The organism is Epilithonimonas hominis, from assembly GCF_003730015.1.
GTDB lineage: Bacteria > Bacteroidota > Bacteroidia > Flavobacteriales > Weeksellaceae > Epilithonimonas > Epilithonimonas hominis.
In genome coordinates this window covers 1-24,868 of record NZ_RJTU01000055.1, presented here as the reverse complement: position 1 = coordinate 24,868, position 24,868 = coordinate 1, and the positions used below count along the sequence as shown (strand labels likewise).

Here is a 24,868-nt window from a genome sequence, read left to right as displayed (position 1 = left end):
AGTAAATTTGCATAAAATTTTAAAAAATGATTTCAAGAAACAGAAGACTAAGAGCCAACGATTCTATCAGAAGTCTAGTTCGTGAAACTAACCTTACAACAAACGATTTGGTGTTGCCAATGTTTGTTATGGAAGGTAATAACAAAAAAGAAGCCATTTCCTCGATGCCTGGTGTTTTTAGGCAAAGTTTAGATTTAACCGTACAAACTGTTAAAGAAAATTATAATTTGGGAATCAAGGCGGTCAATCTTTATATGAAGGTTTCAGATAACTTGAAAGATAATACAGGAAAAGAAGCTTGGAATCCAAACGGATTGATGCAAACCACTATCAAAGCTATCAAAGATGCAGTTCCTGGAGTTGTAATAATGCCCGATGTAGCGCTGGATCCATATTCAATGTATGGTCACGACGGGATTATCAAAAACGGAAAAATTGATAACGATTCTACGGTAGAAGCACTCACAAAAATGGGAATTTCTTTAGCAGAAGCCGGAGCAGACATTTTAGCACCAAGCGATATGATGGACGGCCGCGTTTTGGCAATGCGAGAAGGTTTGGAAGAGAACGGATTTACAGATGTTGGAATTTTATCTTACGCAGCCAAATATGCAAGTGCTTTTTATGGACCTTTCAGAAGTGCTTTGGACAGTGCGCCTGTTGATGCCCAAGAAATTCCTGCTGACAAAAAAACTTACCAGATGGATTTCCATAATTCCCGTGAAGCGATTGATGAAGCTTTGAGAGATGTAGAAGAAGGTGCAGATATTATTATGATAAAACCCGGAATGCCTTATCTGGATATCGTTTCAAAAATCCGTGAACTCATCACGCAACCAATCGCTGTTTATCAAGTCAGTGGAGAATATGCAATGCTGAAAGCGGCTGCCCAAAACGGTTGGTTAGATAATGATAAAGTATTGATAGAAAGTTTAACCAGCATCAAACGCGCTGGAGCAGATATGATTTTCACTTATGCAGCACCAGAAGTTGCCAAACTTTTGAACAGATAAAAAACAAAAACTTTCCGTTAGTCCGACAAGACGCTGTTAACTTAACGGAAAGTTTATATTCTAGATTGTAAATTTATTTTCTTCTTCTGAGTAATAAAACGGCGTTCAGAAAAATCAGAAGCAGATCCAAAGTTACCCAGATGCTCAGCTTTATATTATCGTATTTAAGTTTTGATACATTATCTGCCGCAATGGCTGACAGTTTCAGACTGTGATTGATGTAATTTCTTACCTCCACTATTTTATCCTCATTTTTATTGGGAACAGCAATCTGCGAAAAATAAACCATCTTTTCTTTTCCGATATATCCAGCGACCCAAAATTCGTCGGATTTTTGCATATTAAGATATTCTATTCGGAAATATTCCGGACGGATCTGCCCTAGGTGTTTAGAACTGTAACTTTGGACACCATTATCATCCTGAACCCGAATAATATAAAAATCAATAGGCTGGGGAAGATAATTAATGACCTGTACGGCAAGCGAGTTTTCCAAAAACTGGGACACGCTTTTTTCTACAAACCAAAATGTAAAATAAGCAGCAGCAGAAATTGTAATTATAATTCTGGCGACCTTGCTCCACAGATTCCACTTTTCTGAACGAATCCCGGACAGAAAAAGCGCAATAATCAGAAAAATTAGTATGAGGAATATTATCATCCCCGCAAAGATAATAGTTTATCTCCAATTATAAATTGACATTCCACTCATTATAAAATTCTTCCAGAAATTGCAGCATAAACTGATGTCTATGATCTGCAATATTTTTTGCAGTATCTGTATTGAGAAGATCTTTCAGAAGGAGTAGCTTTTCGTAAAAATGGTTGATGGTAGTTCCGTTCGATTTTTTATATTCTTCCTTTGTTTGATTAAGTTTGGGTTTGATGTCAGGATGGTACATCAGATTGTTTTTATAGCCACCAAAATTGAAAGTCCTAGCAATGCCAATAGCGCCGATTGCATCCAGCCTATCGGCATCCTGCACTATTTTCAGTTCTAGAGGCAGGTTTTCCGGTGCGTCATTTCTGTTTTTGAAAGACATATTTTCTATGATAAAAATAACCTTCTCCATAACACTAGGATCTAGATTCTGTTCTGTAAGAAAATTACGAACAATTTTTGAAGCCAAAGTTTCATCACCATTATGGAATTTGGCGTCTGCGATATCGTGAAGAAGTGCAGCTAACTCAATTATCAGTTTATCTCCACCTTCCTTTTCCTGGATTTTAAGACTTAATTTCCATACACGTTCGATGTGAAACCAATCGTGTCCGGATTCTGTCCCTTCCAGTTTTTCTTTAACCAAGTTAATTGTTTTGTGTATTAACTCCATTTTAAATTATTAGATTAAATTACAAATGTGGAGAATCCTTTTTGTACTAAATAATTGAAAAGTGTTTAATGATATTTTTTCAAATCTAGGTCATTGATGTTAAAATTGATGCCTAAGTTTTAATATCTGGTGTCTACTTCTAATCTTTCTAGAAGGATTTTCCAGAGTTTCCTGTTGTAGCTTCTGAAAAAGTTGACATGTCCTATTTCACCTTTCTCAGACTCCGAGGTATAAATGTGTCTGTAAGTAGGGCGGAGATTTGCGTAAGTATTTTCGAGAAGAGATTTTACTCCCTTTTCGGTGAGCCACGCATCATCTTCTGCCCAGATGACCAAAACCTTTTGTTTCAATTTTTTTGAAAAATCCGCAGATTTTTCCAACAGATTGTTCGTTGATTTTTTATTCAGGATCAGGATTCTCCAATCAAAAGCGCTTCCGGAAGGCAAGCTTTCACCTAAGCCAAACCAACTGGCGGGAAAATAGCCTAACAATACTGTAAACAGAGGTTGTACGATTCCGAAACCCAAATAAGCTTCTATTTTTGTTTTTAATCTGAGATTTCCTACAAAAGCATTTTGGGTACCGACAAAAATAAATTCTTCAAATATTTCCGAGTCTGGATTCATGCCTAAGATCAGTGCACCCACGGAATGTCCGAGACAGTATTTTTTATAATCCTCAAAATTACTCTTGATATAATCGGTCAAAGCTTGGTAATCTGTAGTTCCCCACACTCTCATAGATGCTTCGAAACCACGCATCTTGTGAGGCTTGGAAAGCCCGATGCCTCGATAATCATATGTAATTACAGTAAAACCGTGATCTGCAAAAAACTGCGCCACTGAAAAATAAATCTGCTGTTTAACACCAGTGGCCGAATTGATCAGTAAAACTTTTTGATTTGAAATCTGCGGTTCGAAAAGATGCGCTGCTAAGCTGTAATGGTCTTTTGTTATAATGTCAATACGTTTCATCTAAAATGATATGAGCTAATCATTTTATAAAAGTAAAAAATATGATTGGCTAACAGGTTAGAATTTGATATGCAGGCAATATCAGTTTTGGAAATCTTCCAAGTATGGCAATCCTTTTTGAGAGCCTCTGTAATCTGCTGCCTTTAGCGCAACATCGTTCCCAAACTTTACGCAGTCTTCGATTGAGTTTCCGTGAAGTAGTGCAATAGAAAATCCCGATGTAAAAGCATCTCCCAATCCCATATTATGAGCTTCGGTGCTTGGATTTTTGCGGAAGTATTTCATTTCTTTGCCATCAAAATAGCTGGTGCTGTTGGCACCGTCTCTTACAAAAAGTTTATTTGGCAGATGTTTGATGATGTCCTCCCGGTTACCTTCTCCGAAAATTATTTCCAGATCCGTACTTTTGGCTACGATAAAACTTGCATACTGAATGATTTCGTCAGAAAGGCGGCTTGCAGGAGCTGCATATATTCCTATTTTTTTATTTAGAGTCTCCGCTTTTTTGAATAAAAATTCAACAGTTTGCATGGGTATTTCCAGCTGAGTCAAAATCAGATCTGCGGCTAGTAAATATTTTTCTGCTTCCGCTATATCTTTGGGAGATAATTTATAATTAGCAGCAGGCACTACTGTTATAGCATTCCCTTCGTCAGATGCTGTGACATATGCTGTACCTGTGTCCTCATCTTCATCTTCTACCACATAAGCTACATTTACCGCTTCGTCATTCAGGTTTCTGAGTACCTGTTGCCCGAACGGATCCATGCCGACACGGCTTATAAAGTAAGTCTGAGCTCCTAAACGTGAAGTCGCAATGGCCTGGTTTGCACCTTTGCCACCTAAAAAACTTTTTAGACTCTCTGCCAGAACCGTATTATTGGCGGTCGGGATTTTTGAAGTCTTCAGAACAAGATCTATAGAAGAACTCCCGACAACTACTATATTTGGTTTTATGTTACTTAGTTTCATTTGTAATTGGCATTATTATCATCAGAACGCAATATTTGCAATTTCATCTTGGCTAATGTAATCAATTAATCTGCTTTGATTTCTATAAATTCTGAAATTAATTTAACTGGCTGATTATCTTTAGAATAACCAATATACGTTGCATAAAATCCTTCACCATAACCCGTTTCAAATGCGACAATATTTTCCGGTTTGTTATCATAAGGTTTCAAAACCGCAAACTGATCTATAGCACCTTTTTCATCAAAAAAATGAGAATGGAAAAATTCTTCATAAATTCCCATAAAATCAGCGCCTTTTTTATGAAAAAGATCTTGCTCTAAAGCATTCAGAGAAACTTGAGCTTCCTTATCCATAAAAGTTCCCATTCCGGACTCTACAAGGAAACCGTAGATTTCTTCGTCTTTCAGATCGTTTATATTTTGATTATCACAAAGAGCCAAAGCCCAATTTTCAGCCAATTGATTTTTATCAAATACAATTTCTGCGTAAGCAATACAATTGGATTCTCTTTCTTTATGAACCAAAACCGTAAAATCACCTTTTGGAAATTCCTGATTAAAAGCCGAATGATCAGGCGAAATCAAAGCATCACTAGCTACAATTTTCCCTGATGATATATGAATTTTCCCGGCTTCGTAGGTTTCCAACAATGGATTTTCTACGAAGTCGCGGGAGAATAATTTTTTAATGTTTTCTATGTGAGTCATTTTATAAAATCGGAAGTCAAAAATTAATGTCCGAAGTTTTTTTAAATTTATAAAAAGAAGTCTATTCTACCTCAACGATTATTGTGTTCCTGACAACAACATCAGCGCCTTTTCTATATTCAAAAACAATCGAATCTTTTCCAATTTTAAAGGCTTTAAAATTCCATATTTCTGAGCAATTTTGATTTTGTTGAATTTTTTCTAAAAATCTGATATTGTTAAATGCTTTTTCATTTTTAATACTCCAACTATATCCATTAACAGAACAATTTAAAACTTTGTTAAAGTCTTCATTCAATTTGACTATCAAATAAGAATTATATTTAGGATAATTATTCCATCCTCGGTAATCATAACCTTTGCAAGAATGTAAAAAACTACATACTATAAAACTTATAATGGAGAGTGATAATCTATTTTTCATTATAAGTTTTATAAGGTTATTCTAATTTTTACAAATTAGGTATTAATAAAAATTACAAACTTTTCAGTTTTTCTTCAAGAAGCGCAATTTTATCCAGCGCATCTTTTTGTTTTTTACGCTCGATTTCTACCACTTCTGGTTTTGCGTTCGCAACGAATTTTTCATTCGATAATTTCTTATCAACAGAGATCAAGAAACCTTTCAGATATTTGATTTCTTCTTCAGTTTTTTCTTTTTCTTCGCCCAGATCAAGATTTTCACTCAATGGAATAGAGAATTCATTCGCTCCAACTAAAAATGTAAAACTTGGTTTATCTGTTTTTTGATTGAAATTAATTTCTGAAATATTAGCCAATTTCTGAATTACCTCAGCATTTGCCAATTCGGAAACATTCGTAAAAACTTCAACAGTTTCTCTTGGCGAAATTCCTTTGGATTGACGATAATTTCTAACGCCAGAAATTACTTCTTTAGCAAAATCAAAATCCTTAATTTTATCTTCATTATAAGGTTCTGATTTTTTCTGTTGCGCAATGACCAATGCTTCGGAAACACTTCTTTCTGAGATATTTTGCCACAATTCTTCTGATAAGAAAGGCATAAATGGATGCAACAGTTTCATCAATTCTTCGAAATAAGCAATCGTTTTTTGATAAACTTCTTCGCTGATTGCTTCCCCGAAATTTGGTTTGATTGCTTCCAAATACCAAGCACAGAAATCGTCCCAAATCAGTTTATAAACCAAATGCAATGCATCGGAAATCCTGAATTTTGAGAACTGATCTTCAATTTCGCCAATTGTTTTGTTCAATTGTTCTCCAAACCAATTAATCGTCTGTTTATCAAACTCTTTTGCTTTGATATTTTCGTTACGCTTCCAACCTTGGATTAATTTGTAAGCATTCCAGATTTTCGTAGCGAAATTTCTTCCTTGCGACATCAAATCTTCATCAAACAAAAGATCATTTCCTGCTGCAGAACTCAACAAACTTCCTACACGAACGCCATCTGCTCCATATTTTTCAATCAAATCGATTGGATCTGGCGAATTTCCTAGTTGCTTAGACATTTTTCTTCTTTGCTTATCTCTCACGATTCCGGTGAAATAAACATTCTTGAACGGAACGTCTTTTCTATATTCCAATCCAGCCATAATCATTCTGGCAACCCAGAAGAAAATAATATCCGGACCTGTTACCAAATCTGAAGTTGGATAATAATAGTTGATGTCTTTATTTTCTGGATCTAAAATACCTTTAAAAACCGAAAGCGGCCACAACCAAGATGAGAACCAAGTGTCTAATGCATCCTCGTCTTGCTTCAGGTCAGAAGCCTGAAGTTGGAAGTTGGAAGTTTTTTCTTGAGCTAATTTTACAGCGTCGTCAATATTTTCAGCGACTACGAAATCATTTTCGCCAGTTCCATAATAGAACGCCGGAATCTGTTGTCCCCACCAAAGCTGACGAGAAATGTTCCAATCGTGAACATTTTCCATCCAATGACGGTATGTATTTTTGAATTTGTCAGGATGGAATTTGATGGTATCATCCATCACAACATCCAAAGCAGGCTTTGCCATTTCGGACATTTTCAGGAACCATTGGACAGAGATTTTCGGTTCGATAACAGCGCCTGTTCTTTCAGAAGTTCCAACTTTATTCACATAATCTTCGGCTTTTAGCAGAAGTTCATTTTTTTCTAGTTCTTTAGCTATTTCTTTTCTTACTGTGAATCTTCCCATTCCCTGATAATGCATTCCGTGTTCGTTAAGAACTGCGTCATTATCCATAGAATCGATGATTGGCAAATTATGCCTTTGTCCGATTTCGTAATCATTAATATCGTGAGCCGGAGTAATTTTCAAAGCTCCAGTTCCGAATTCGATATCAACATAATCATCCTCGATAATTGGAATTACACGATTTACAATTGGAACAATTACGTTTTTACCTTTCAAATGCTGGTATCTTTCGTCATTTGGATTAACACAAACTGCAACATCGCCAAAAATAGTTTCGGGACGAGTCGTTGCAACAGTTAAGAAATCTTCTGTGCCTTCGATTTTATATTTGAGATAAAATAATTTTCCATTTTGCTCTTTGAAAATTACTTCTTCGTCAGAAATATTCGTTTGAGCTTCTGGATCCCAATTAACGACTTTGTAACCACGATAAATTAATCCTTTGTTATAAAGATCAACAAAAACCTTGATTACAGATTTGGACAGATTATCTTCCAAAGTAAATCTGGTTCTGTCCCAATCACAAGAACAACCTAATTTTTTCAGTTGCTCAAGAATAGTTCCTCCGTATTTATCAGTCCATTCCCAAGCATGCTTTAGAAATTCTTCTCTTGTAATATCTTTCTTATTGATTCCTTCAGCTTTCAGCTTCGCTACAACTTTTGCTTCTGTTGCAATAGATGCGTGATCTGTTCCCGGAACCCAACAAGCATTGAAACCCTGCATTCTTGCTCTTCTGACCAATACATCCTGAATGGTGTTGTTCAACATATGTCCCATATGAAGAATCCCCGTCACATTTGGTGGTGGAATTACAATCGTATAAGGAGGTCTGTCATCTGGCTCCGAGTGGAAAAATTTATTTTCTAACCAGAAGTCATACCACTTTTGTTCAGTTTCCTGTGGATTGTATTTGTCAGCAATCTGCATTTTAAAAATATTTTTAAGCTTGTAATTTGCAAAAATAAGACAATGTGAAAAAATTAACATCACATATTCAAATTATTTATAACTTTGTTATTCAAAAATTTAATTATTTAAATCAAAAAAATATGAAAAAGATTCTTGCAGGATTGTTTATGACAGGAGCTATCGCTTTTGCATCTGCTCAAACAATCTCATTTGATAAAACAACTTTTGACTACGGAAATGTAAAAGCTGGATCAGACGGTCACAGATTCTTTACCGTAAAAAATACAGGAGATAAACCATTAATTATTAGTGAAGTAAAACCTTCTTGCGGATGTACAACGCCAGAATGGAGCAAAGATCCTATCTTGCCAGGTAAATCTTCTCAAATCAAAGTTGGATATAATACTGGAATCAAAGGAGCTTTCAATAAATTGATTGAAGTTTATTCTAATGATCCGCAGAACAGCAGATCTGTTCTTTATATCAAAGGAAATGTAGAAGATGTTGCAAATGCACAAGCTGTTTCTGTTGCACAAGAAGCTAAATTGGTTGCAGCTCCTGTCGCTACAGCAAAAGCTCAGCCAGCGGCAGCGGCTAAGAGAGTTGCAAAAAAGAAAGCTGATGTTCAGAAAGTTGAGTCAGTTGCTAAATAATTAAGGAATTTCTAAAAATAATTTCGCCGTCCCGTTCGCAAACGAGGCGGTTTTTTTTATCTTTACAATAAATCAATTTTTATGGATTACAATTTTTCAGACGACTTTTTGATTAAAGAAAATTCAAAATTCGAAATCAAAAAACATAATACCAGTTATAAAGGAAAAATCAATAAAGATGAAGCGAAAGAACTTCTCGAAATTGAAAAAGAAAAACTCCGTTTGCTACAGGAAAAACTATATGCAGATGGAAGTCAGTCCTTGTTAATTGTTCTTCAAGCGATGGATGCAGCAGGAAAAGATAGTTTGATAAAACACGTTTTCGGGGGCGTGAATCCGCAAGGTTGTGAGGTAACAAGCTTCAAAGGTCCGAGCACAAAAGAATATTCTCATGACTTTATATGGCGACATTATTTAGCTCTTCCAGCTAAGGGAAAAATCGGAATTTTCAACCGTTCGCATTACGAAAGTGTTTTGGTATGTAAAGTTCACCCGGAATATAATCTGAGCGAAAAAGTATGGAAAGATGTAAAACAATTTGACAAAAAATTCTGGGGAAACCGATATGAAAGTATCCAGAATTTTGAAAAGCATTTGGCCAACAACGGAACCAAAATTGTCAAAATTTTCCTAAATGTTTCTAAAGAAGAACAAAAGCAACGTTTTCTGGACAGAATCAATGAGGATGATAAAAATTGGAAATTTTCTTCTGCAGATGTTACAGAGAGAGGATTTTGGAACGATTATATGAAAGCGTATGAATCGGCCATTAATAAAACTTCTACTGAATATGCACCGTGGTATGTGATTCCTGCAGATCAAAAGTGGTTTTCTAGAGTTGCAGCTATCCAGATTATTATTGATAAGCTGGAAGAAATGAATCTGCAATATCCTGAAGTTTCTGCGAAAGAAAAGAGCGCTCTTGAAGATTTAAAAATTAAATTAGAAAGTGAAAAATAAAGCAGTTTTATAATATGATGGTATAATTACTGCAAAGAGATACGTCAAATATAAAAATAATGGATATTACAAAACATATTAATTCAGCTCATAAAGCCTTTGAAGACTGGAAAAAAGTACCGTTTGAAGAACGACAAAAGTTATTGCTGAAACTGGCAAAAGTTCTTGAGAAAAACAAAGAACAATATGCGGAAACTATCACCAGAGAAATGCATAAACCAATCACCCAGTCTTCGGCAGAGATTGAAAAAAGTGCTGGTATGATTACATATTATGCCGAGGCTGAAAATGTTCTGAAACCAGAAAATATCAAAACCGAGTATGATGTTAGTGAAGTGCATTATGATCCGATGGGAATTATTCTCGGAGTGATGCCTTGGAATTTTCCGTTCTGGCAGGTTCTAAGATTTGCAATACCTACACTCCTAGCAGGCAATGTGGTGATTCTGAAGCACGCATCTATCTGTTTTGAAAGCGGTGATGAAATAGAAAATGCTTTCTCCGAGGCTGGTTTCCCAGAATATATTTTCAAGAATCTAAGAATCGGACACAATGAAATCCAAGATATCTTGGAAAATCCGTTGGTGAGAGGGGTAAGCCTTACAGGTAGTGAAAAAGCTGGCGGAACTGTGGCCGCACTGGCAGGGAAAAATATCAAAAAGTCGGTTTTGGAACTTGGTGGCAGCGATGCTTTCATAGTTCTGGAAGATTCCGACTTCGAAAAAGCGGCAAAAGAAGGACCTTGGGCAAAGTTACAGAATACAGGACAGATATGTAATGCGGCAAAACGCTTCATTGTACATAAAAAAATTGAGAAGGAATTTGTTCCGAAATTTATTGAAGAGTATAGTTCCTACCAACCTGCTGATCCTATGAAAAAAGAAACTAGATTGGGTAAAATGGCAAGACCTGATTTGGCTGATGATCTAGAAAATCAGTATAAAAAAGCTTTGAAGAATGGAGCAGAAGTAGTTCTACCACTTGAGAGAATTTCAGAAAACGAATTTCGTCCGGGAATTATCTTGGTAGAAGAGGGAAATCCAATTCTGCAGGAAGAGTTATTTGGACCGCTTGCAATGCTGATGATTGGAAAGGATGATGAGCATATTTTGAAACTTGCCAATGATATTCCTTTTGGATTGGGAAATGCAGTTTGGACAAAGGATAAAAAAAGAGCTCAATTCTTTATTGATAATTTACAATCCGGGACAGTGTCTATTAATAAAGCAACAAGTTCCGATACAAGACTGCCATTTGGTGGTGCAAAATCCTCTGGATATGGCGTGGAATTATCTCTGCACGCGTTGAAAGAGTTTACACAAGTCAAAACCGTAGTAGGAAATATTTAAACAAAATCGGGTAAGAAAACTTACCCGATTTTTTATTTTATTTAATTCAGATTCGACGAATCTTTTGTTTTTAAGGCTAGTAAAGAGTCTGCTTTCGCTTTTTTCTCTTGTTCAATCTGCTGAACAACATTGTCCCTGATTTCCTGTTCCTCCATAATAGTTGCGAGCTGAGGTTCAATAATTTTATTCATCTCATCTTCAGAAATATTATTAGCATCAGGGGAGTCGAGCAGTTTTTTCCACGGCCTGCGTTTTCCCCACGGATAGTCTCCGTACACAATCACTGGTGTTCCTTTGGCTCTGGTAGTTTGTCCGCCTTTATTCAGAATCCAAGTATCTACCCAGCTATACATCCATTTGGCATCTTCTTCCAACATTCTTAAACAAGAGTGAGAAGCAGGATAGCCGGGCATTGCATACTGGTGCCAACCTATACCGTCAAAATTGGCAACATTAACATTCCAACGCAGTTTCCACTCATCACTGACTGTGGAAATGGCAACTTCTTTTTTCCAATTTGCAAACATTAGACCTCGTTTTGTCTGCGTAGCCTTTTTACCCATACTGGTTGGTCCCCATTTTACAAGATTACCATATTCATAGACGCCAAAAGCCTGGATTGGATATGAGAAGAAAACAAATTTCTTTACATTTTCCAATGTGCTTACGTGACCAGGAAAAGGGGAATAAATAAGAAAATCCTCCTCTATTTTGGCAGGCACTACAAGCGTGTCCGCTGCTCCGATATTAGCTTTGTCTAGTCTATTAAGCGCCAGAATTGTGTATAGAGCTTTGCCTGTAAATTCTTTCTTATTACGGATTGAAACAGAATCTGTGTTTTTATATATCCAAGGATAGAAACCAAAATCTTTTCTCGGGATAACAACATCTGGAACTTTTGGTTTTTCATCCTCTACTATTTCTTCATAATCTTCATCTTTTGCATTAGAAGAGATTTCGGCTGTAGGATTGTTTTTTCTATCAGTGAGTGGACCTGATTCATCTTTTTTGCAATAGATTAAAGATGCAGATAGAATAATTAATGTAAATAAATTTTTGATTTTAAATAGGGTCATGGTTTCTTATTAACATTCAAAAAATTACAAAAAGAATACCATTTTACAATTATTCTATTCAGGAATTTTTTCTGATTCTTTTTTCTGAATAATATTGCTGATAATTTGCTTGGCGTGAATCCTAGAATTTTCTATAAACCAAAGATGTGTATCTCTTCCTCCGCATACAACACCAGCCAGATAAATACCAGTAATATTGGTTTCCATGGTGTCGGTATCGTAATGCGGGTTTTGGCAATTGTTTTTCAGATCGATTCCGATAGCATTGAGAAAATCAAAATCCGGCAGATAACCAGTCATTGCCAGAACAAAATCATTTTCAATTTCTTTGATTTCGCCGACATTGGTTTTCAAAATTACAGAATATGGTTTTACTTCCAAAAGTTCAGCCTCAAAAAAAGCTTTGATGCTTCCTTCTTTGATTCTGTTCTCTATGTCGGGCTTTACCCAGTATTTTACACTCTGCGAGATTTGGCTGCTGCGAATTACCATGGTAACCTTTCCGCCTTTTCTACAGATTTCCAAAGCAGCATCTACAGCAGAATTACTGGATCCAACCACCAGCACCTTTTGAAAAGAATAGGGATAAGGCTCTGTGTAATAATGGCTAACCTTGGGCAAATCTTCTCCTGGGATATCCATCAAATTAGGAATGTCATAAAATCCAGTAGCGACAATAATATTTTTAGCTAAATATATCTGCTTACTGGTTTCAACCTGGAAAACTGTAGATTTTTGAATGTTGATGACCTTTTCGTAAGTCTTAATATTGATCTCTTTTGATTTTGCAATACCTTGGTAATATTCCAAAGCATCTTGTCTCCCCGGTTTTGGACTGGTTGTAATAAATGGAATATCATCAATTTCCAAGCGGTCGGCCGTTGAAAAAAAAGTCATGTATAAAGGATAATTGTAGATGCTGTTTGCAACAGTTCCTTTTTCTATAACGATATACTTCAGATTATTTTTCCGGGCTTCCAGAGCACAAGCTAAACCAATTGGACCACCACCAACAATAAGAACATCAAATAATTCCATACCACAAATTTACAAAAATATTATCTACAGATCGGCATCTTCCCAATCCTCGTATTTTAGTACATTCTGAAGCAGGCGTCTGTTTTCATTTCGTAATTCTTCCATTTGATTCAGAAGTTTATGGATGATTTCAATGCCAGGGAGATTGACGTCTAGATCATAATGCCAGTTAGCGAAGCGTTCGAGATGTGGCAATTCTTCGTAAATAATGTAGCGGATGCTGTTTTCAGTTTGCGGATGCAGCAGTTCCGAATCGATCAGCTGATCCAGAAACGTGTAATCTATTTTGTATAACCGGATAATTTCTTCTAATGAGATTCTTTCGTTCATAGCTAAGAATTTTTGAGTTGCTGAAACAGTTCTTTTTGTTTTTCTGTAAGGTGAGTTGGGATTTTTACGTTGTACGTCACATAAAGATCGCCAAATTCATTTTCTTTTTTATAAATAGGAAACCCTTTGCCTTTCAATCGCACTGTAGTTCCGTTTTGTGTTCCCGGTTTCACTTTTAGTTTCACGGAGCCGTCCAGTGTCTGGATATTTACATCTCCACCTAAAACTGCGGTATAAAGGTCAATGTCAACAGAAGCCCTGAGATTGTCACCTTCGCGCTTAAAATCTTTGTCTTCCGTTATGTTGAATGTAATGTAAAGATCACCGTTTGGACCACCATTCATTCCCGGATTTCCGTGACCTTTCAGTTTGATCTGTTGCCCGTCGTAAACGCCTGCTGGAATTGTAATTCTAATCTTTTTGCCATTAATTTCGAAAGTCTGCTGATGCGTTTTGTAGGCATCTCTCAGATTCAGGTTCAGCTCTGCCGAAATATCCTGACCTTTGAATTTCCCACTGGCACTTCCGCGTGAACTTCGGCCAAAACCACCACCAGCACCACCAAACATAGACTGGAAGAAGTCTGACAAATCCTCACCACCACCGCCAAAATCTCCTCCCGAGAATCCGCCACCGGAGTACTGTTGGCGTTGTTGTTGCTGTGCACGCTCATACTCCTCGCCATGTTTCCAGTTTTCGCCGTATTTGTCATACTTAGCGCGGTTTTCAGCATTGCTTAGGACTTCGTTAGCTTCATTAATTTCCTTGAATTTCTTTTCTGCCTCTTTATCGTCCGGATTCATATCAGGATGATATTTCCGCGCCAGCTTTCTGTACGCTTTTTTGATGTCGTCGGCAGACGCATTTCTTTCAATCCCAAGGATTTTATAATAGTCTATAAATGCCATAGTAAGAGATGTTTTTTAACAGTTTTATTTCCCGAAGTTAGTTAAATCATTTGTGAAATAAGAAAAGTTTTCAATTTAAAAGTATAAAGTTTCTTTCTATTACCAAACTTTTGGTCTACTTTTCAATTTAACTTTTTTTGGTTCGACTTGGAATAAGCTCGTTTCCTAGCTCAAAACAATTGCAAGCCGATACAATGGAGCTATATATGGTTTTGTCTTTTTTCTTATCAATGAGGATTAATGACTAATTTATTTCTGTTCTACCCAGATCAATTGGGAAGTATTATATCCGATTTCTTTGGCTTTGTCCAGGAATTTATTTTTAACATTTTCTGGGATTTTTTTATCTCTGGAAAGAATCCAAAGGTATTTCAGATTATTGCCAACAACCAACGCATGTTTATAATCATCTTCTAATGCGATGACGTTGTAGCCCGCCCAGAAGGGTTTGAAAAAAGAAACTTTCAATCTTGCTTCGTTTTCAGAATTTACAAATCTTGCTTCGCCTATGCTCTGCTTCCATTCTTTTTTCACATAATCGTATCCTTTATTATCCACTTTGATTGTGCCATCAGGATTTTTAGAATACGTTGCGGTAACCTGATTCAGATTGCGTTCAAACTTGAAATCGAACCTTGCAATCTCGTACCATTTCCCTAGATACTTATCAGAGTCAAAGTTTTTTACTGCAACAGCCTTGTCAGGAATGCCTACCGAACAGGAGTTAAGAACCAAAATGCCTATGATACCTATAGAAATAGGAAGTAAAATTTTTGCAAATGTCTTTTTCATTGTGAAGTTTATTTAGAACATTGAAGCAAAAATAATTCCAACAAAATTAATTTAGTTTAGATTTTATGACAGAAATATGGAAGATTTTTACCTTAGAATATTGAACTAAATAAGAAGAGAAGATGTATACTCGTCTTCTCTTTTTTTATAAATATTTAACGATTTTAATATTCAGGTGCCAATTCTACAATTAGTCCTTCTAATTCCTGCGTTACAGGAATCTGACATCCTAATCTGCTATTAGGCTTCACATTAAATGCTTCAGAAAGCATTGCTTCTTCATCCGGAAGCATTTCCGGTAAAGGCACATTTTCACTTAAAACATAACATTGGCAGGATGCGCACATTGCCATGCCGCCACAGATACCAATTGTTCCTTCTTCTGCCAGCTCATAGGCCCGAACTATTTCCATAAGGCTCATTGCCATATCGGTGGGTGCTGCAATGGTGTGAGAAACGCCTTCTCTGTCTATGATTGTAATATTAACGTCTGTCATACTGCAAAGATAAGAAGTAGATTTTAGATAAGAGGTTTTAGACCATAGATTTTCAAAAATAGCTATAAAAAAAAGAGAATTTTCATAATCCCCTTTTAATTTATTTAATCCATCAGAAATGTTCTAATCAATAGATTTTACAACTGCTTTTTCAGCTTCCTTTCTGGTTCCGTCGAATCCGTCTACACCGCTTACTGTTGTGTATTTTAAAACGAATTTTTTACCAGGATTTAGTCTATTGTAAACGCTTTGCACCATTAAAGTAGCTTCGTGAAAACCGCAAAGAATTAATTTTAATTTTCCTGGGTATGTATTGATGTCACCAATGGCGTAGATGCCGTTAATATTGGTCTGATAATCCAAAGCATTATTGACTTTTATTGCATTTTTTTCAATTTCCAATCCCCATTCTGCCAAAGGCCCCAATTTCGGAGTTAGTCCGAATAATGGAATAAGATAATCTGTTTCAATGATTGATTTCTCCCCATCTTTTTCTATTTCAATCGCGGTGAGTGTTTCTTCTCCGATTAGTCCAGTGACTTCAGCTGGAGTAATCAGATTGATTTTTCCCTGACGTTTCAGTTCAGTCACTTTTTCAACAGAGTCCAGTGCGCCACGGAATTCATTTCTTCTATGAATCAAAGTGACTTCAGAAGCTACATCTGCTAAAAAAACAGACCAGTCTAGAGCAGAGTCTCCTCCGCCTGCAATCACAATTTTTTTATTGCGGAACATTTCAGGTTCTCTTACAAAATATTCAACGCCTTTCTCCTCAAACTTTTCGATATTGTCGAGTTCAGGCTTTCGCGGGTCAAAGCTTCCAAGACCTCCGGCAATGGCAATGGCTTTACCTTTAACTTTTACACCTCGGCTAGTTGTAACTATAAAATCTCCTTCTTCTGTTTTCTCATAACTCACAGCCTTTTGAGCCAGCGAAAATTGAGGTTCAAACTGTTTGATCTGCTCCATCAGATTATCCACCAAAACACCTGCATCCACGCTTGGAAATCCTGGAATATCAAAAATTGGTTTTTTAGGATATAGTTCAGTCAATTGACCTCCTGGTTGTGGAAGTGCATCTATAAGATGGCATCTTAATTTGAGTAATCCGGCTTCGAATACTGCGAAAAGTCCTGTGGGACCTGCACCTATAATTATAATATCGGTTTCGAACATCTATAAAAATTTTGGAGTAACAAAAATATGCATTAAATATGATTTTAGAATGATTCTAAAGTATGATATTTATGGGCTTCTCAATTAATTCTAAAAAATATCGTTTTAAATCCGTGGACACTTATTTATCTCTGGGATTTTTTTCTTAGGCATTTCTTTTTATAAGCGCCATGTAAAAACCATCGTAACCTTCGCTAGGCATAATTTTCTCATCTTTAATCAAAGAAAAATCTGGATTATTGCTTAAGAATGTCTTTACCTGCTCATTGTTTTCTGAAGGCAGAATAGAACACGTTGCATAAATCATTTGCCCGCCTTTTTTTAGAATTTTAGAATAATCTTGCAGGATTTGTTGCTGTTCTCCTTTGATTCTATCAATAAAATCTTGGTCAATTTTCCATTTAGAATCAGGGTTTCTCTTCAAAACTCCCAATCCGGAACAAGGTGCGTCTATCAATAGTCTATCAGCCTTTTCATGAAGTCTTTTGATGACTTTATTATCCGATATAAGCCTTGTCTCGATATTGTGCGCACCAGCTCTTTTTGCCCGTCTTTTAAGCTCGGCTAATTTCCATTCGTAGATGTCAAGGGCAATGATTTGACCTTTGTTTTTCATCAACGCCGCAAGATGTAACGTTTTTCCACCAGCACCGGCACAAGCATCTACAACACGCATTCCTTCTTTAACATCCAATAATTCTCCTATTTTTTGGGAACTCGCATCCTGAACTTCGAATAAACCATCTTTGAACGCTGAGGTTAAAAAGACATTTTTCTTCTCCTCCAACTGTACAGCATCCGGGTAATTTTTGATCGTGAAACATTCTACATTCTCATCTCTTAGATCGGCAACCAGTTCCCTCGGCGTTGTTTTCAACGTGTTGGTCCGTAAAACGGTTGGTGCCTGCTCATTTAGAGCCAGCATCTCTCTTTCCCAGTTTTTTCCCAGTTCTTTTTCAAGAGTTTCTGCCAACCAATCAGGGATTGAATATTCGATGGCTTTTGTCGGAACGGTTCCTTTTTTAAGTTTTGTTAAAATGTCCGCAACTTTGATTCCGTCAAATTCTTCAAATTTTTTGTAATGGGTTTTGCTCCATAAAAGGTATGCGAGGATTAGTTTATAAATATTATTTGGTTTCACGCCTTCACCCATATAATATTCAAGACGTTTTTTCCAACGGATAATATTATAAAAGATTTCGGAAACAACTTTTCTGTCTTCACTTCCCCATTTTTTATGTGATTTCAGCAGTCTTTCTATGACTTTATCTGCATATTTTCTGTCTTCGAAAAAAGTTTCCTGAAGTGAATCGTGAATCCCAATAAGGAGGTTTCTATGAATTAATTCCATCAAATTTAATTAAATTTTAACTGATAAAAAACTTCCATTTTTTGAATTTGATATTTTTTTGAAAGCAATTTTATCGATTCTGCAAAGTTACTGAATTTAATTATACTTCTCACAGTATTTCTTACCTCATCAAAAGTCCCTTTAGGTATACCAAATAATAATTTTATATTAAATTTTTCAAAATTGTTTAATTTTATTGTTTAACAATTTTGTCAAAAATAAAATTCGTTATAGATTTGCACAAAATTGTTTAACAAAAATGTCAAAACAAGAAAAAAAAGATCAAACGCAAGAGTTAATCAAAGAAACAACGAAGAATCTGTTCTTTGTTAAAGGGAGATTTGATGCCACCACTCAGGAGATTGCGGATGAGGCTGGAGTAAACAGAACATTGATAAATTACTATTTCAGGTCTAGAGATAACCTGGTTCAAATTGTCTTTGATGAAGCTCATAGAGTAGAAAAAGAAAAGTCCGAAGTGATTATGAGATCTGATCTTAATTTTAAAGAAAAAATCTCAAAATTTATTGAAGAAAGTCTTCAAACCAGTTTGAAGTATCCTTATCTAGAGACCTATATCGTTTCCCAGATTAACAACGGAAGCTGTCATAAGAGAGATGTGGAGGAAGAAGACTTCAAAAATTTTTATAAAGATATCGAAAAAGAAATGGAATTGGGAAATTTGGCAAAAATGGAACCGATGCAATTCATTTTTAATATGATTTCGCTTTTGGTTTTTCCAAGTGCTATAAGACCATTGTTTATGGAGAATATGATGATAACTGATGAAGAATTTGATCGGTTGATTTCTCAAAGAAAAGATATAATCCTTAATCTACTTTTTAAGAATTAATTAAAAACTGTTAAAGTATTTTTCAATTTCAATCGTCCCAAATAAGTAAAAGATTTTAAGAAAATAAAAGAACTATGAAAATTAACGATTCAATAAATTATGATAAATAACAAAATGATAAAGTGGAGAAAATTGGCTTTAGGCGTTTTGACTGTTACAGGATCCTTACTGTATTCTCAGCAGTCCATTACTCTGAAACAAGCCATAGAATATGCTTTGCAAAATAAGTCAGACGCACTGAAGGCAAAGTTAGATATTAGTGATGCAGATGCAAAAATCATAGAAGCGAAAGCAGGAGCACTTCCGAAAGTTAATGGAACAGCTAACCTTACATATAACCCGATTATCCAAGAGGTTTCGCTTGATGGAAGGACAATTAAAATGGGACAACCTTGGGTTGCAGTTGCTGGAGTTCAGGTTACTCAGGCTCTTTTCAATCAACAGGTTTTTATCGGGCTGAAAGCTGCAAAATCTACCAAGGAGTTTTATCAGCTGAATGCCGAGCTTACGGATGAGCAGATCATTGAAAGAGTTTCCAACGCTTATTTCCAAGTTTTTACTGTGGAACAAAACCAGCAAACTCTGGAAAGCAGCTACGCAAGCACGGAAAAAGTCAGAAATATTATTAAAAGTTTGTTTGACAACGGACTGGCAAAGAAAATCGATCTGGACAGAACTAATGTGAATCTTACCAATATCGAAACTAATATAAAACAGACTAAAAACGGAGTAGCCCAGGCAAAAAATGCCCTTAAGTTTTATATGGGAATGCCAATTGAAAAAGATATACAGCTTGTAAAAGAGGATATGGAAATCACACCACATCTTCTTGAGAATACAATGAGTTCCGATAACAGAACCGAAGTCAAAGTTTTGCTTAAAAATAAAGAACTCCTGGAGTATAATAAAAAAGCAACCGAGGCTGCTTATTATCCTACAGTTAATCTTACAGCGAATTATAACTGGCAGGGAATGGGTCCCAAGTTTCCACTCACAAATGGTACCTCTAACGGGGTTTATTGGTCCGATTTTTCCGCAATTGGCTTAGGAATCAATGTTCCTATTTTCAATGGATTTGCCACAAAGTCAAAAGTTCAACAGGCGCAGATCGATCTGGATAAACTAAATCTAGATATTCAGGAAACCAAGCTTAGTTTAGATCTGGCTTATCAGAATGCCAAGTCACAAATAGAAAACAGCCTTAATACTTTAGAAAATCAAAAGGCTAATGTAGCACTCGCTGAAGATGTTCTTGCCAATACAAAAAGTAACTACCAATACGGGCTAGCAACACTGACAGATTTGCTTGATGCCGAAAACTCCTTAGTTCAGGCGAAGAATAATTATACCAATGCCATTCTGGATTATAAAATTGCTGAGGTTCAGTATTACAAATCAAAAGGTGAACTTAAAACTTATTTAAAATAAACTATCAAAAATAACAGTTATAAAATGAAATCTTTGATTCCATTTGACATTAAAAAAAAATAATTATTTCAAATGAAAAAAACTTTAATATATATCATCGTAGCGGCTGTCCTAATTGGTTTAGCAGCTTGGAAAATTGCCGACAATAAGAAGAAACAGGAAACTGAAGTAAAAGAAGTAGCAAAGAAGGTTGACAAAATTAATGTTAACGTGATTACCGCTTCTCGTGAAAATATCGATACAGATTATTCTGCAAACGGAACATTTATCCCAAAACAAGAGTCCAAGCAATCTTCAGAAATTTCTGGTCGTATTGTGAACGTTTTGGTAAAAGAAGGTTCTAGAGTTGGAGCAGGACAAGTTTTGGCAACGATTAAAAGAGATGCAATAGAAGTGGATGTGACCCAGGCTCAGAATAATTTGCAGAATGCCATTATTGATAACCAGCGTTATGAAAACGCATATAAAACAGGTGGTGTTACAAAACAACAGCTTGATAATTCAAGATTACAACTGAAAAACGCTCAGGCTGCATTGAGAGCACAAGGCGTAAGAGTAAATGATACCAGCGTAAGAGCAGGAATCAGTGGAACGATTAACAAAAAAATGGTGGAGCCGGGAATGGTGGTTTCTCCTGGAACAGCGCTGTTTGAAATCGTTAATATCAATTCTTTGAAATTGTCTGTTTTGGTTGATGAGAGCCAGGTTGGTAGAATTCAATTAGGTCAAGAAGTTAAGATTAATGTGAATGTTTTACCGGAAGATTCTTTCTCAGGTAGAATTACCTTCATTGCGCCAAAAAGTGATGCTTCTCTTAATTTCCCGGTTGAAATCGAAGTTCAAAACAGAGGAAACCTAAAAGCTGGTATGTACGCTACTGCCGTTTTCAAAACCAATCACGGTGCTGAAACTCAAAATATGTTAACTGTTCCTGCAGAAGCTTTCGTAAATGGTGTTAGTTCAGGTCAATTATTTGTTGTTAGCAATGGAACTGCAAAATTAATTAAAGTTACAACCGGAAAAGTTTACGGTGATAAAGTCCAGATCCTAAGCGGGCTTAACGGTGGTGAGCAAGTGATTACCAGTGGACAAATCAACCTGGATAACGGTTCAAAAATCAATATCGTAAAGTAAGAGAAGATGAAGTTAGCAGAAATATCCATTAAAAGACCATCGCTCGTTATCGTATTATTTACGATTCTGACATTGGGTGGTTTGTTGAGTTACTCTATGATGGGGTACGAATTGATTCCGAAGTTTGAAACCAATATGGTAACGATTTCTACGGTTTATCCAGGAGCTTCGCCAAGTGAGGTGGAAACGTCGGTAACCAGAAAAATTGAAGATGCCGTTGGTTCTTTGGAAAACGTGAAGAAAGTAGAATCATCTTCCTACGAGAGTTTATCGGTTATTATGGTTCAGCTGAATACTGGTGCCGATGTAAACTATGCTTTGAATGATGCACAAAGAAAAGTGAATGCCATCTTGGCAGACCTTCCAGAAGATGCAGATCCGCCTTCTTTACAGAAATTCTCATTGGATGATTTACCAATTATGACCTTGAGTATCACTAGTGATAAACTGAATAATAAAGAACTCTATGACCTTCTTGACAAGAAAATCGAGCCTATTTTTTCCCGTGTAAACGGTGTGGCTCAGGTTGACCTTGTTGGTGGACAGGAAAGAGAAATCCAAGTGAGTTTGGATGAAAAGAAAATGCAGGGTTATGGTCTTGCGATTGCAGATGTACAACAAGCGATTCTTTCTTCGAACTTAGATTTCCCGACGGGAGCTTTGAAGACCAGAACTTCGCGTTCTACCATCAGACTTTCTGGGAAATATAGAGATGTGGCAGAAATGAACAATTTGGTGGTTTCCAACAAAAATGGAGCACAGGTTCGTTTGTCTGATATTGCAACTGTTTTCGATACTCAAAAAGATGTAGAGAAAATAGCCAGATATAATCAGAATTCTACCATTTTGATGCAAATCAAAAAGCAATCTGATGCCAACGCAGTTTCGGTTTCAGAATTGGTTCAGAAGACGATTGCTCAGGTTCAGGACAATTATAAAACCCAGGGAGTTAAAGTCAATATCGTAGATGACACCACAGATTTTACTCTGGAAGCAGCAGATCACGTAATTTTCGATTTATTCTTAGCGATTATTTTGGTGGCTGTGGTAATGTTATTGTTCCTCCATAACATCAGAAACGCATTCATCGTGATGGTTTCTATCCCGGTTTCGTTGATAGCAACAGTGATTGGGATGTACTTGATGGGATATACCTTGAACTTGATGAGTTTATTAGGACTTTCACTCGTTGTAGGTATTCTTGTGGATGATGCGATTGTGGTTTTGGAAAACGTTTACCGTCATATGGAGATGGGGAAAAGCAGAATCCGTGCAGCATACGACGGAGCTTCAGAAATTGGATTTACCGTAACTGCAATTACATTGGTAATCGTGGTGGTATTCTTACCGATTGCGATGAGTTCAGGATTAGTATCTAATATCTTGGCGCAGTTCTGTGTTACTGTGGTTATTGCGACGATGTTATCATTGTTGGCTTCCTTTACGATTATTCCTTGGTTATCATCAAGATTCGGTAAGTTGGTACATTTGACCGGGAAAAATCCATTTGAGAAATTTATCCTTTGGTTCGAAAAACAATTGGAGAAATTTACACACTGGATTAGTGGAATCTTAGAATGGTGTTTGAAATCGACATTAAGAAGAGTAATGACTGTTATCGTAACATTCCTTATATTGATTTCTTCCTTTATGTTGGTGGCATTTGGATTTATCGGAGGTGAATTCTTCCCGAAAATGGACAGAGGACAGTTTCTTGTTCAGATGGAATTACCAAAAGATGCTTCTGTAGAAAAAACCAACCAGGTAACATTGGCAGTTGAAAAATACCTTAGAAATGATAAGGATGTAGTGGATATGATTACAACAGTTGGTCAGCAGTCCACAGGTTTTGGTGGTGCGCAGGCTACTTTGTATCAATCCGAGATTCAGGTAATTTTAGTGGATAAATCTGAACGTAACGAAAGTACAGATATCAAATCGGCTAAAATCAAGAGAGCTTTAGAAGAGAAATTCACTGGTGTAGAATTTAAAACAGCACCTATTGGATTAATGGGAGCAGACAACGCGCCAATCGAAATGGTGGTAACGGCTCAGGATAACGAAACGGCAAACAAAGAAGCAAACAGAATCCTAGAATTACTTAAAAAAGTGCCTGGTTCTGTAGATGCAGAATTGTCAACTGACTCTGGAAGCCCAGAAGTTCAGGTAAATATCGACAGAGATAAAATGGCTTCTTTAGGCTTAAATCTTTCTAGTGTAGGACAAACGATGCAAACTGCATTCAGTGGAAATACAGACGGAAAATTCAGAGCCGGAGAATATGAATATGATATCAACATCCGTTTTGGTGATGCCAACAGACAGTCTATTGATGATGTTAGAAACCTGATGTTTACCAATCCTAAAGGTGAACAAATCAGATTAAGCCAATTCGCTGAAGTGAAAATGGGATCTGGACCAAGTTTGTTGGAACGTAGAGATAAAGCACCTTCTGTAAAAGTAAAATCTAAAGTTGTAGGTCGCCCAGTTGGGGACGTTGCCAACGAATGGGCAGCGCAGTTTATGGATAACGAAAAAACAAAACCTGCAGGTGTAACTTACATCTGGAGTGGAGATATGGAAAATCAGACGGAAGGTTTCGGTACTTTAGGAATCGCATTATTGGCGGCTATCGTATTGGTTTATTTGGTAATGGTTTCCTTGTATGACTCGTTTGTTTATCCGTTTGTGGTATTATTCTCGATTCCGTTGGCATTGATTGGAGTAATGGTAATTCTTGCAATCACAGGAAACTCATTGAACATCTTCACAATGCTCGGTATGATTATGTTGATTGGTTTGGTGGCGAAGAACGCGATTATGATTGTCGATTTTGCGAATATGAGAAAAGCGGCTGGAGCTAATACACACGACGCTTTGATACAGGCAAACCACGCTCGTCTTCGTCCGATTTTGATGACAACCATTGCGATGATTTTTGGTATGATTCCAATTGCGATTGCAAAAGGAGCAGGAGCGGAGATGAACAACGGATTGGCTTGGGTAATCATCGGTGGTTTGACATCATCATTATTCCTGACTTTGATTATCGTACCGGTGGTGTATTCATTATTCGATTCATTATTAAGAAGAATGGGAAAACACGAAACAGTAGATTATGACGCTGAAATGAAAGCAGATTATGAACACAGAGAACTAAGTGAAGACGGATACACTCCGAAACATGTAGATTAATCTCAATTAAATTAACCTTGAAACCGTATCAATTTTTTGATGCGGTTT

The 24,868-nt window shown here is 36.4% G+C and carries 23 protein-coding genes; 8 read left to right on the top strand and 15 right to left on the bottom strand.

The genetic code is table 11. The features are described from left to right. The first annotated feature begins 26 nt into the window (after positions 1-26). Positions 27-1,013, top strand: coding sequence for a porphobilinogen synthase (hemB, locus tag EGH73_RS07910; protein ID WP_123281393.1), 987 nt, complete (start codon positions 27-29; stop codon positions 1,011-1,013). 73 nt (positions 1,014-1,086) lie between these two features. Here hemB and EGH73_RS07905 read toward each other — a convergent pair whose 3' ends face one another. From EGH73_RS07905 to EGH73_RS07875, 7 genes are all read right to left on the bottom strand, one after another. Continuing rightward, entirely contained in the window at positions 1,087-1,674 is a 588-nt protein-coding gene (locus EGH73_RS07905; protein WP_228411429.1) for a hypothetical protein, read from the bottom strand. Positions 1,675-1,702: 28 nt separating this feature from the next. Beyond that, a complete protein-coding gene (locus EGH73_RS07900; protein WP_123281392.1) occupies positions 1,703-2,347 on the bottom strand; it encodes an HD domain-containing protein in 645 nt (214 codons plus the stop codon). 119 nt (positions 2,348-2,466) lie between these two features. Then, entirely contained in the window at positions 2,467-3,321 is an 855-nt protein-coding gene (locus tag EGH73_RS07895; protein ID WP_123281391.1) for an alpha/beta hydrolase family protein, read from the bottom strand. A gap of 81 nt (positions 3,322-3,402) precedes the next feature. After that, complete coding sequence (locus EGH73_RS07890) at positions 3,403-4,293, bottom strand: ribokinase (RefSeq protein ID WP_123281390.1); 891 nt, start codon at positions 4,291-4,293, stop codon at positions 3,403-3,405. A 65-nt stretch (positions 4,294-4,358) separates the two neighbouring features. Further along, on the bottom strand, positions 4,359-5,003 hold the full coding sequence (locus EGH73_RS07885) for a DUF4241 domain-containing protein (protein WP_123281389.1): 645 nt from the start codon (positions 5,001-5,003) through the stop codon (positions 4,359-4,361). A gap of 61 nt (positions 5,004-5,064) precedes the next feature. Then, the gene (locus EGH73_RS07880; protein ID WP_123281388.1) at positions 5,065-5,427 is read right to left on the bottom strand and encodes a hypothetical protein; all 363 of its coding nucleotides are present in this window, start codon (positions 5,425-5,427) and stop codon (positions 5,065-5,067) included. A 52-nt stretch (positions 5,428-5,479) separates the two neighbouring features. Continuing rightward, a complete protein-coding gene (locus EGH73_RS07875; protein WP_123281436.1) occupies positions 5,480-8,098 on the bottom strand; it encodes a valine--tRNA ligase in 2,619 nt (872 codons plus the stop codon). A 122-nt stretch (positions 8,099-8,220) separates the two neighbouring features. Here EGH73_RS07875 and EGH73_RS07870 point away from each other — a divergent pair, with 122 nt between their 5' ends. The 3 genes from EGH73_RS07870 (at position 8,221) to EGH73_RS07860 (ending at position 11,042) form a co-directional block, all read left to right on the top strand. Further along, a complete protein-coding gene (locus EGH73_RS07870) occupies positions 8,221-8,733 on the top strand; it encodes a DUF1573 domain-containing protein (protein WP_089769873.1) in 513 nt (170 codons plus the stop codon). A gap of 81 nt (positions 8,734-8,814) precedes the next feature. Further along, positions 8,815-9,693 carry a polyphosphate kinase 2 family protein gene (locus EGH73_RS07865; protein WP_089769795.1) on the top strand — a complete coding sequence of 293 codons (879 nt, stop codon included), beginning with the start codon at positions 8,815-8,817 and terminating at the stop codon, positions 9,691-9,693. 59 nt (positions 9,694-9,752) lie between these two features. Continuing rightward, positions 9,753-11,042, top strand: coding sequence for an aldehyde dehydrogenase family protein (locus EGH73_RS07860; protein WP_089769870.1), 1,290 nt, complete (start codon positions 9,753-9,755; stop codon positions 11,040-11,042). A gap of 41 nt (positions 11,043-11,083) precedes the next feature. Here EGH73_RS07860 and EGH73_RS07855 read toward each other — a convergent pair whose 3' ends face one another. From EGH73_RS07855 to EGH73_RS07820, 8 genes are all read right to left on the bottom strand, one after another. Next, positions 11,084-12,118 carry a L,D-transpeptidase gene (locus EGH73_RS07855; RefSeq protein ID WP_123281387.1) on the bottom strand — a complete coding sequence of 345 codons (1,035 nt, stop codon included), beginning with the start codon at positions 12,116-12,118 and terminating at the stop codon, positions 11,084-11,086. A gap of 54 nt (positions 12,119-12,172) precedes the next feature. Then, positions 12,173-13,156, bottom strand: coding sequence for a YpdA family putative bacillithiol disulfide reductase (locus EGH73_RS07850; RefSeq protein WP_123281386.1), 984 nt, complete (start codon positions 13,154-13,156; stop codon positions 12,173-12,175). Between the two features lie 24 nt (positions 13,157-13,180). Beyond that, complete coding sequence (locus tag EGH73_RS07845) at positions 13,181-13,486, bottom strand: chaperone modulator CbpM (protein ID WP_089769788.1); 306 nt, start codon at positions 13,484-13,486, stop codon at positions 13,181-13,183. 2 nt (positions 13,487-13,488) lie between these two features. Beyond that, positions 13,489-14,394, bottom strand: coding sequence for a DnaJ C-terminal domain-containing protein (locus tag EGH73_RS07840; protein WP_123281385.1), 906 nt, complete (start codon positions 14,392-14,394; stop codon positions 13,489-13,491). A gap of 249 nt (positions 14,395-14,643) precedes the next feature. Beyond that, a complete protein-coding gene (locus EGH73_RS07835) occupies positions 14,644-15,186 on the bottom strand; it encodes a lipocalin family protein (protein ID WP_123281384.1) in 543 nt (180 codons plus the stop codon). 164 nt (positions 15,187-15,350) lie between these two features. After that, on the bottom strand, positions 15,351-15,683 hold the full coding sequence (locus EGH73_RS07830; protein ID WP_123281383.1) for a 2Fe-2S iron-sulfur cluster-binding protein: 333 nt from the start codon (positions 15,681-15,683) through the stop codon (positions 15,351-15,353). 123 nt (positions 15,684-15,806) lie between these two features. Further along, positions 15,807-16,859 carry an NAD(P)/FAD-dependent oxidoreductase gene (locus EGH73_RS07825; RefSeq protein WP_123281382.1) on the bottom strand — a complete coding sequence of 351 codons (1,053 nt, stop codon included), beginning with the start codon at positions 16,857-16,859 and terminating at the stop codon, positions 15,807-15,809. A 145-nt stretch (positions 16,860-17,004) separates the two neighbouring features. Beyond that, positions 17,005-18,210: an RsmB/NOP family class I SAM-dependent RNA methyltransferase gene (locus tag EGH73_RS07820; protein ID WP_123281381.1), complete on the bottom strand. Its 1,206-nt coding sequence runs from the start codon at positions 18,208-18,210 to the stop codon at positions 17,005-17,007. Between the two features lie 259 nt (positions 18,211-18,469). Between EGH73_RS07820 and EGH73_RS07815 the strand changes: the two genes are divergently transcribed. The 4 genes from EGH73_RS07815 (at position 18,470) to EGH73_RS07800 (ending at position 24,820) form a co-directional block, all read left to right on the top strand. Continuing rightward, positions 18,470-19,063 carry a TetR/AcrR family transcriptional regulator gene (locus EGH73_RS07815; protein ID WP_123281380.1) on the top strand — a complete coding sequence of 198 codons (594 nt, stop codon included), beginning with the start codon at positions 18,470-18,472 and terminating at the stop codon, positions 19,061-19,063. A 114-nt stretch (positions 19,064-19,177) separates the two neighbouring features. After that, positions 19,178-20,491, top strand: coding sequence for a TolC family protein (locus EGH73_RS07810; RefSeq protein ID WP_123281435.1), 1,314 nt, complete (start codon positions 19,178-19,180; stop codon positions 20,489-20,491). Positions 20,492-20,563: 72 nt separating this feature from the next. Further along, on the top strand, positions 20,564-21,625 hold the full coding sequence (locus EGH73_RS07805; RefSeq protein ID WP_123281379.1) for an efflux RND transporter periplasmic adaptor subunit: 1,062 nt from the start codon (positions 20,564-20,566) through the stop codon (positions 21,623-21,625). A 6-nt stretch (positions 21,626-21,631) separates the two neighbouring features. Further along, positions 21,632-24,820 carry an efflux RND transporter permease subunit gene (locus EGH73_RS07800; protein ID WP_123281378.1) on the top strand — a complete coding sequence of 1,063 codons (3,189 nt, stop codon included), beginning with the start codon at positions 21,632-21,634 and terminating at the stop codon, positions 24,818-24,820. Positions 24,821-24,868 lie beyond the last annotated feature (48 nt).

What these genes read in the sequence shown, in the direction of transcription:
- EGH73_RS07900 (WP_123281392.1), bottom strand. Translation starts at nt 2,347, where the DNA reads ATGGAGTTAATACACAAAACAATTAACTTGGTTAAAGAAAAACTGGAA.
- EGH73_RS07895 (WP_123281391.1), bottom strand. Translation starts at nt 3,321, where the DNA reads ATGAAACGTATTGACATTATAACAAAAGACCATTACAGCTTAGCAGCG.
- EGH73_RS07850 (WP_123281386.1), bottom strand. Translation starts at nt 13,156, where the DNA reads ATGGAATTATTTGATGTTCTTATTGTTGGTGGTGGTCCAATTGGTTTA.
- EGH73_RS07890 (WP_123281390.1), bottom strand. Translation starts at nt 4,293, where the DNA reads ATGAAACTAAGTAACATAAAACCAAATATAGTAGTTGTCGGGAGTTCT.
- EGH73_RS07810 (WP_123281435.1), top strand. Translation starts at nt 19,178, where the DNA reads ATGATAAAGTGGAGAAAATTGGCTTTAGGCGTTTTGACTGTTACAGGA.
- EGH73_RS07860 (WP_089769870.1), top strand. Translation starts at nt 9,753, where the DNA reads ATGGATATTACAAAACATATTAATTCAGCTCATAAAGCCTTTGAAGAC.
- EGH73_RS07820 (WP_123281381.1), bottom strand. Translation starts at nt 18,210, where the DNA reads ATGGAATTAATTCATAGAAACCTCCTTATTGGGATTCACGATTCACTT.
- EGH73_RS07885 (WP_123281389.1), bottom strand. Translation starts at nt 5,003, where the DNA reads ATGACTCACATAGAAAACATTAAAAAATTATTCTCCCGCGACTTCGTA.
- EGH73_RS07825 (WP_123281382.1), bottom strand. Translation starts at nt 16,859, where the DNA reads ATGTTCGAAACCGATATTATAATTATAGGTGCAGGTCCCACAGGACTT.
- EGH73_RS07855 (WP_123281387.1), bottom strand. Translation starts at nt 12,118, where the DNA reads ATGACCCTATTTAAAATCAAAAATTTATTTACATTAATTATTCTATCT.
- EGH73_RS07805 (WP_123281379.1), top strand. Translation starts at nt 20,564, where the DNA reads ATGAAAAAAACTTTAATATATATCATCGTAGCGGCTGTCCTAATTGGT.
- EGH73_RS07835 (WP_123281384.1), bottom strand. Translation starts at nt 15,186, where the DNA reads ATGAAAAAGACATTTGCAAAAATTTTACTTCCTATTTCTATAGGTATC.
- EGH73_RS07875 (WP_123281436.1), bottom strand. Translation starts at nt 8,098, where the DNA reads ATGCAGATTGCTGACAAATACAATCCACAGGAAACTGAACAAAAGTGG.
- EGH73_RS07800 (WP_123281378.1), top strand. Translation starts at nt 21,632, where the DNA reads ATGAAGTTAGCAGAAATATCCATTAAAAGACCATCGCTCGTTATCGTA.
- EGH73_RS07840 (WP_123281385.1), bottom strand. Translation starts at nt 14,394, where the DNA reads ATGGCATTTATAGACTATTATAAAATCCTTGGGATTGAAAGAAATGCG.
- EGH73_RS07830 (WP_123281383.1), bottom strand. Translation starts at nt 15,683, where the DNA reads ATGACAGACGTTAATATTACAATCATAGACAGAGAAGGCGTTTCTCAC.
- EGH73_RS07880 (WP_123281388.1), bottom strand. Translation starts at nt 5,427, where the DNA reads ATGAAAAATAGATTATCACTCTCCATTATAAGTTTTATAGTATGTAGT.
- EGH73_RS07865 (WP_089769795.1), top strand. Translation starts at nt 8,815, where the DNA reads ATGGATTACAATTTTTCAGACGACTTTTTGATTAAAGAAAATTCAAAA.
- EGH73_RS07870 (WP_089769873.1), top strand. Translation starts at nt 8,221, where the DNA reads ATGAAAAAGATTCTTGCAGGATTGTTTATGACAGGAGCTATCGCTTTT.
- hemB (WP_123281393.1), top strand. Translation starts at nt 27, where the DNA reads ATGATTTCAAGAAACAGAAGACTAAGAGCCAACGATTCTATCAGAAGT.
- EGH73_RS07905 (WP_228411429.1), bottom strand. Translation starts at nt 1,674, where the DNA reads ATGATAATATTCCTCATACTAATTTTTCTGATTATTGCGCTTTTTCTG.
- EGH73_RS07845 (WP_089769788.1), bottom strand. Translation starts at nt 13,486, where the DNA reads ATGAACGAAAGAATCTCATTAGAAGAAATTATCCGGTTATACAAAATA.
- EGH73_RS07815 (WP_123281380.1), top strand. Translation starts at nt 18,470, where the DNA reads ATGTCAAAACAAGAAAAAAAAGATCAAACGCAAGAGTTAATCAAAGAA.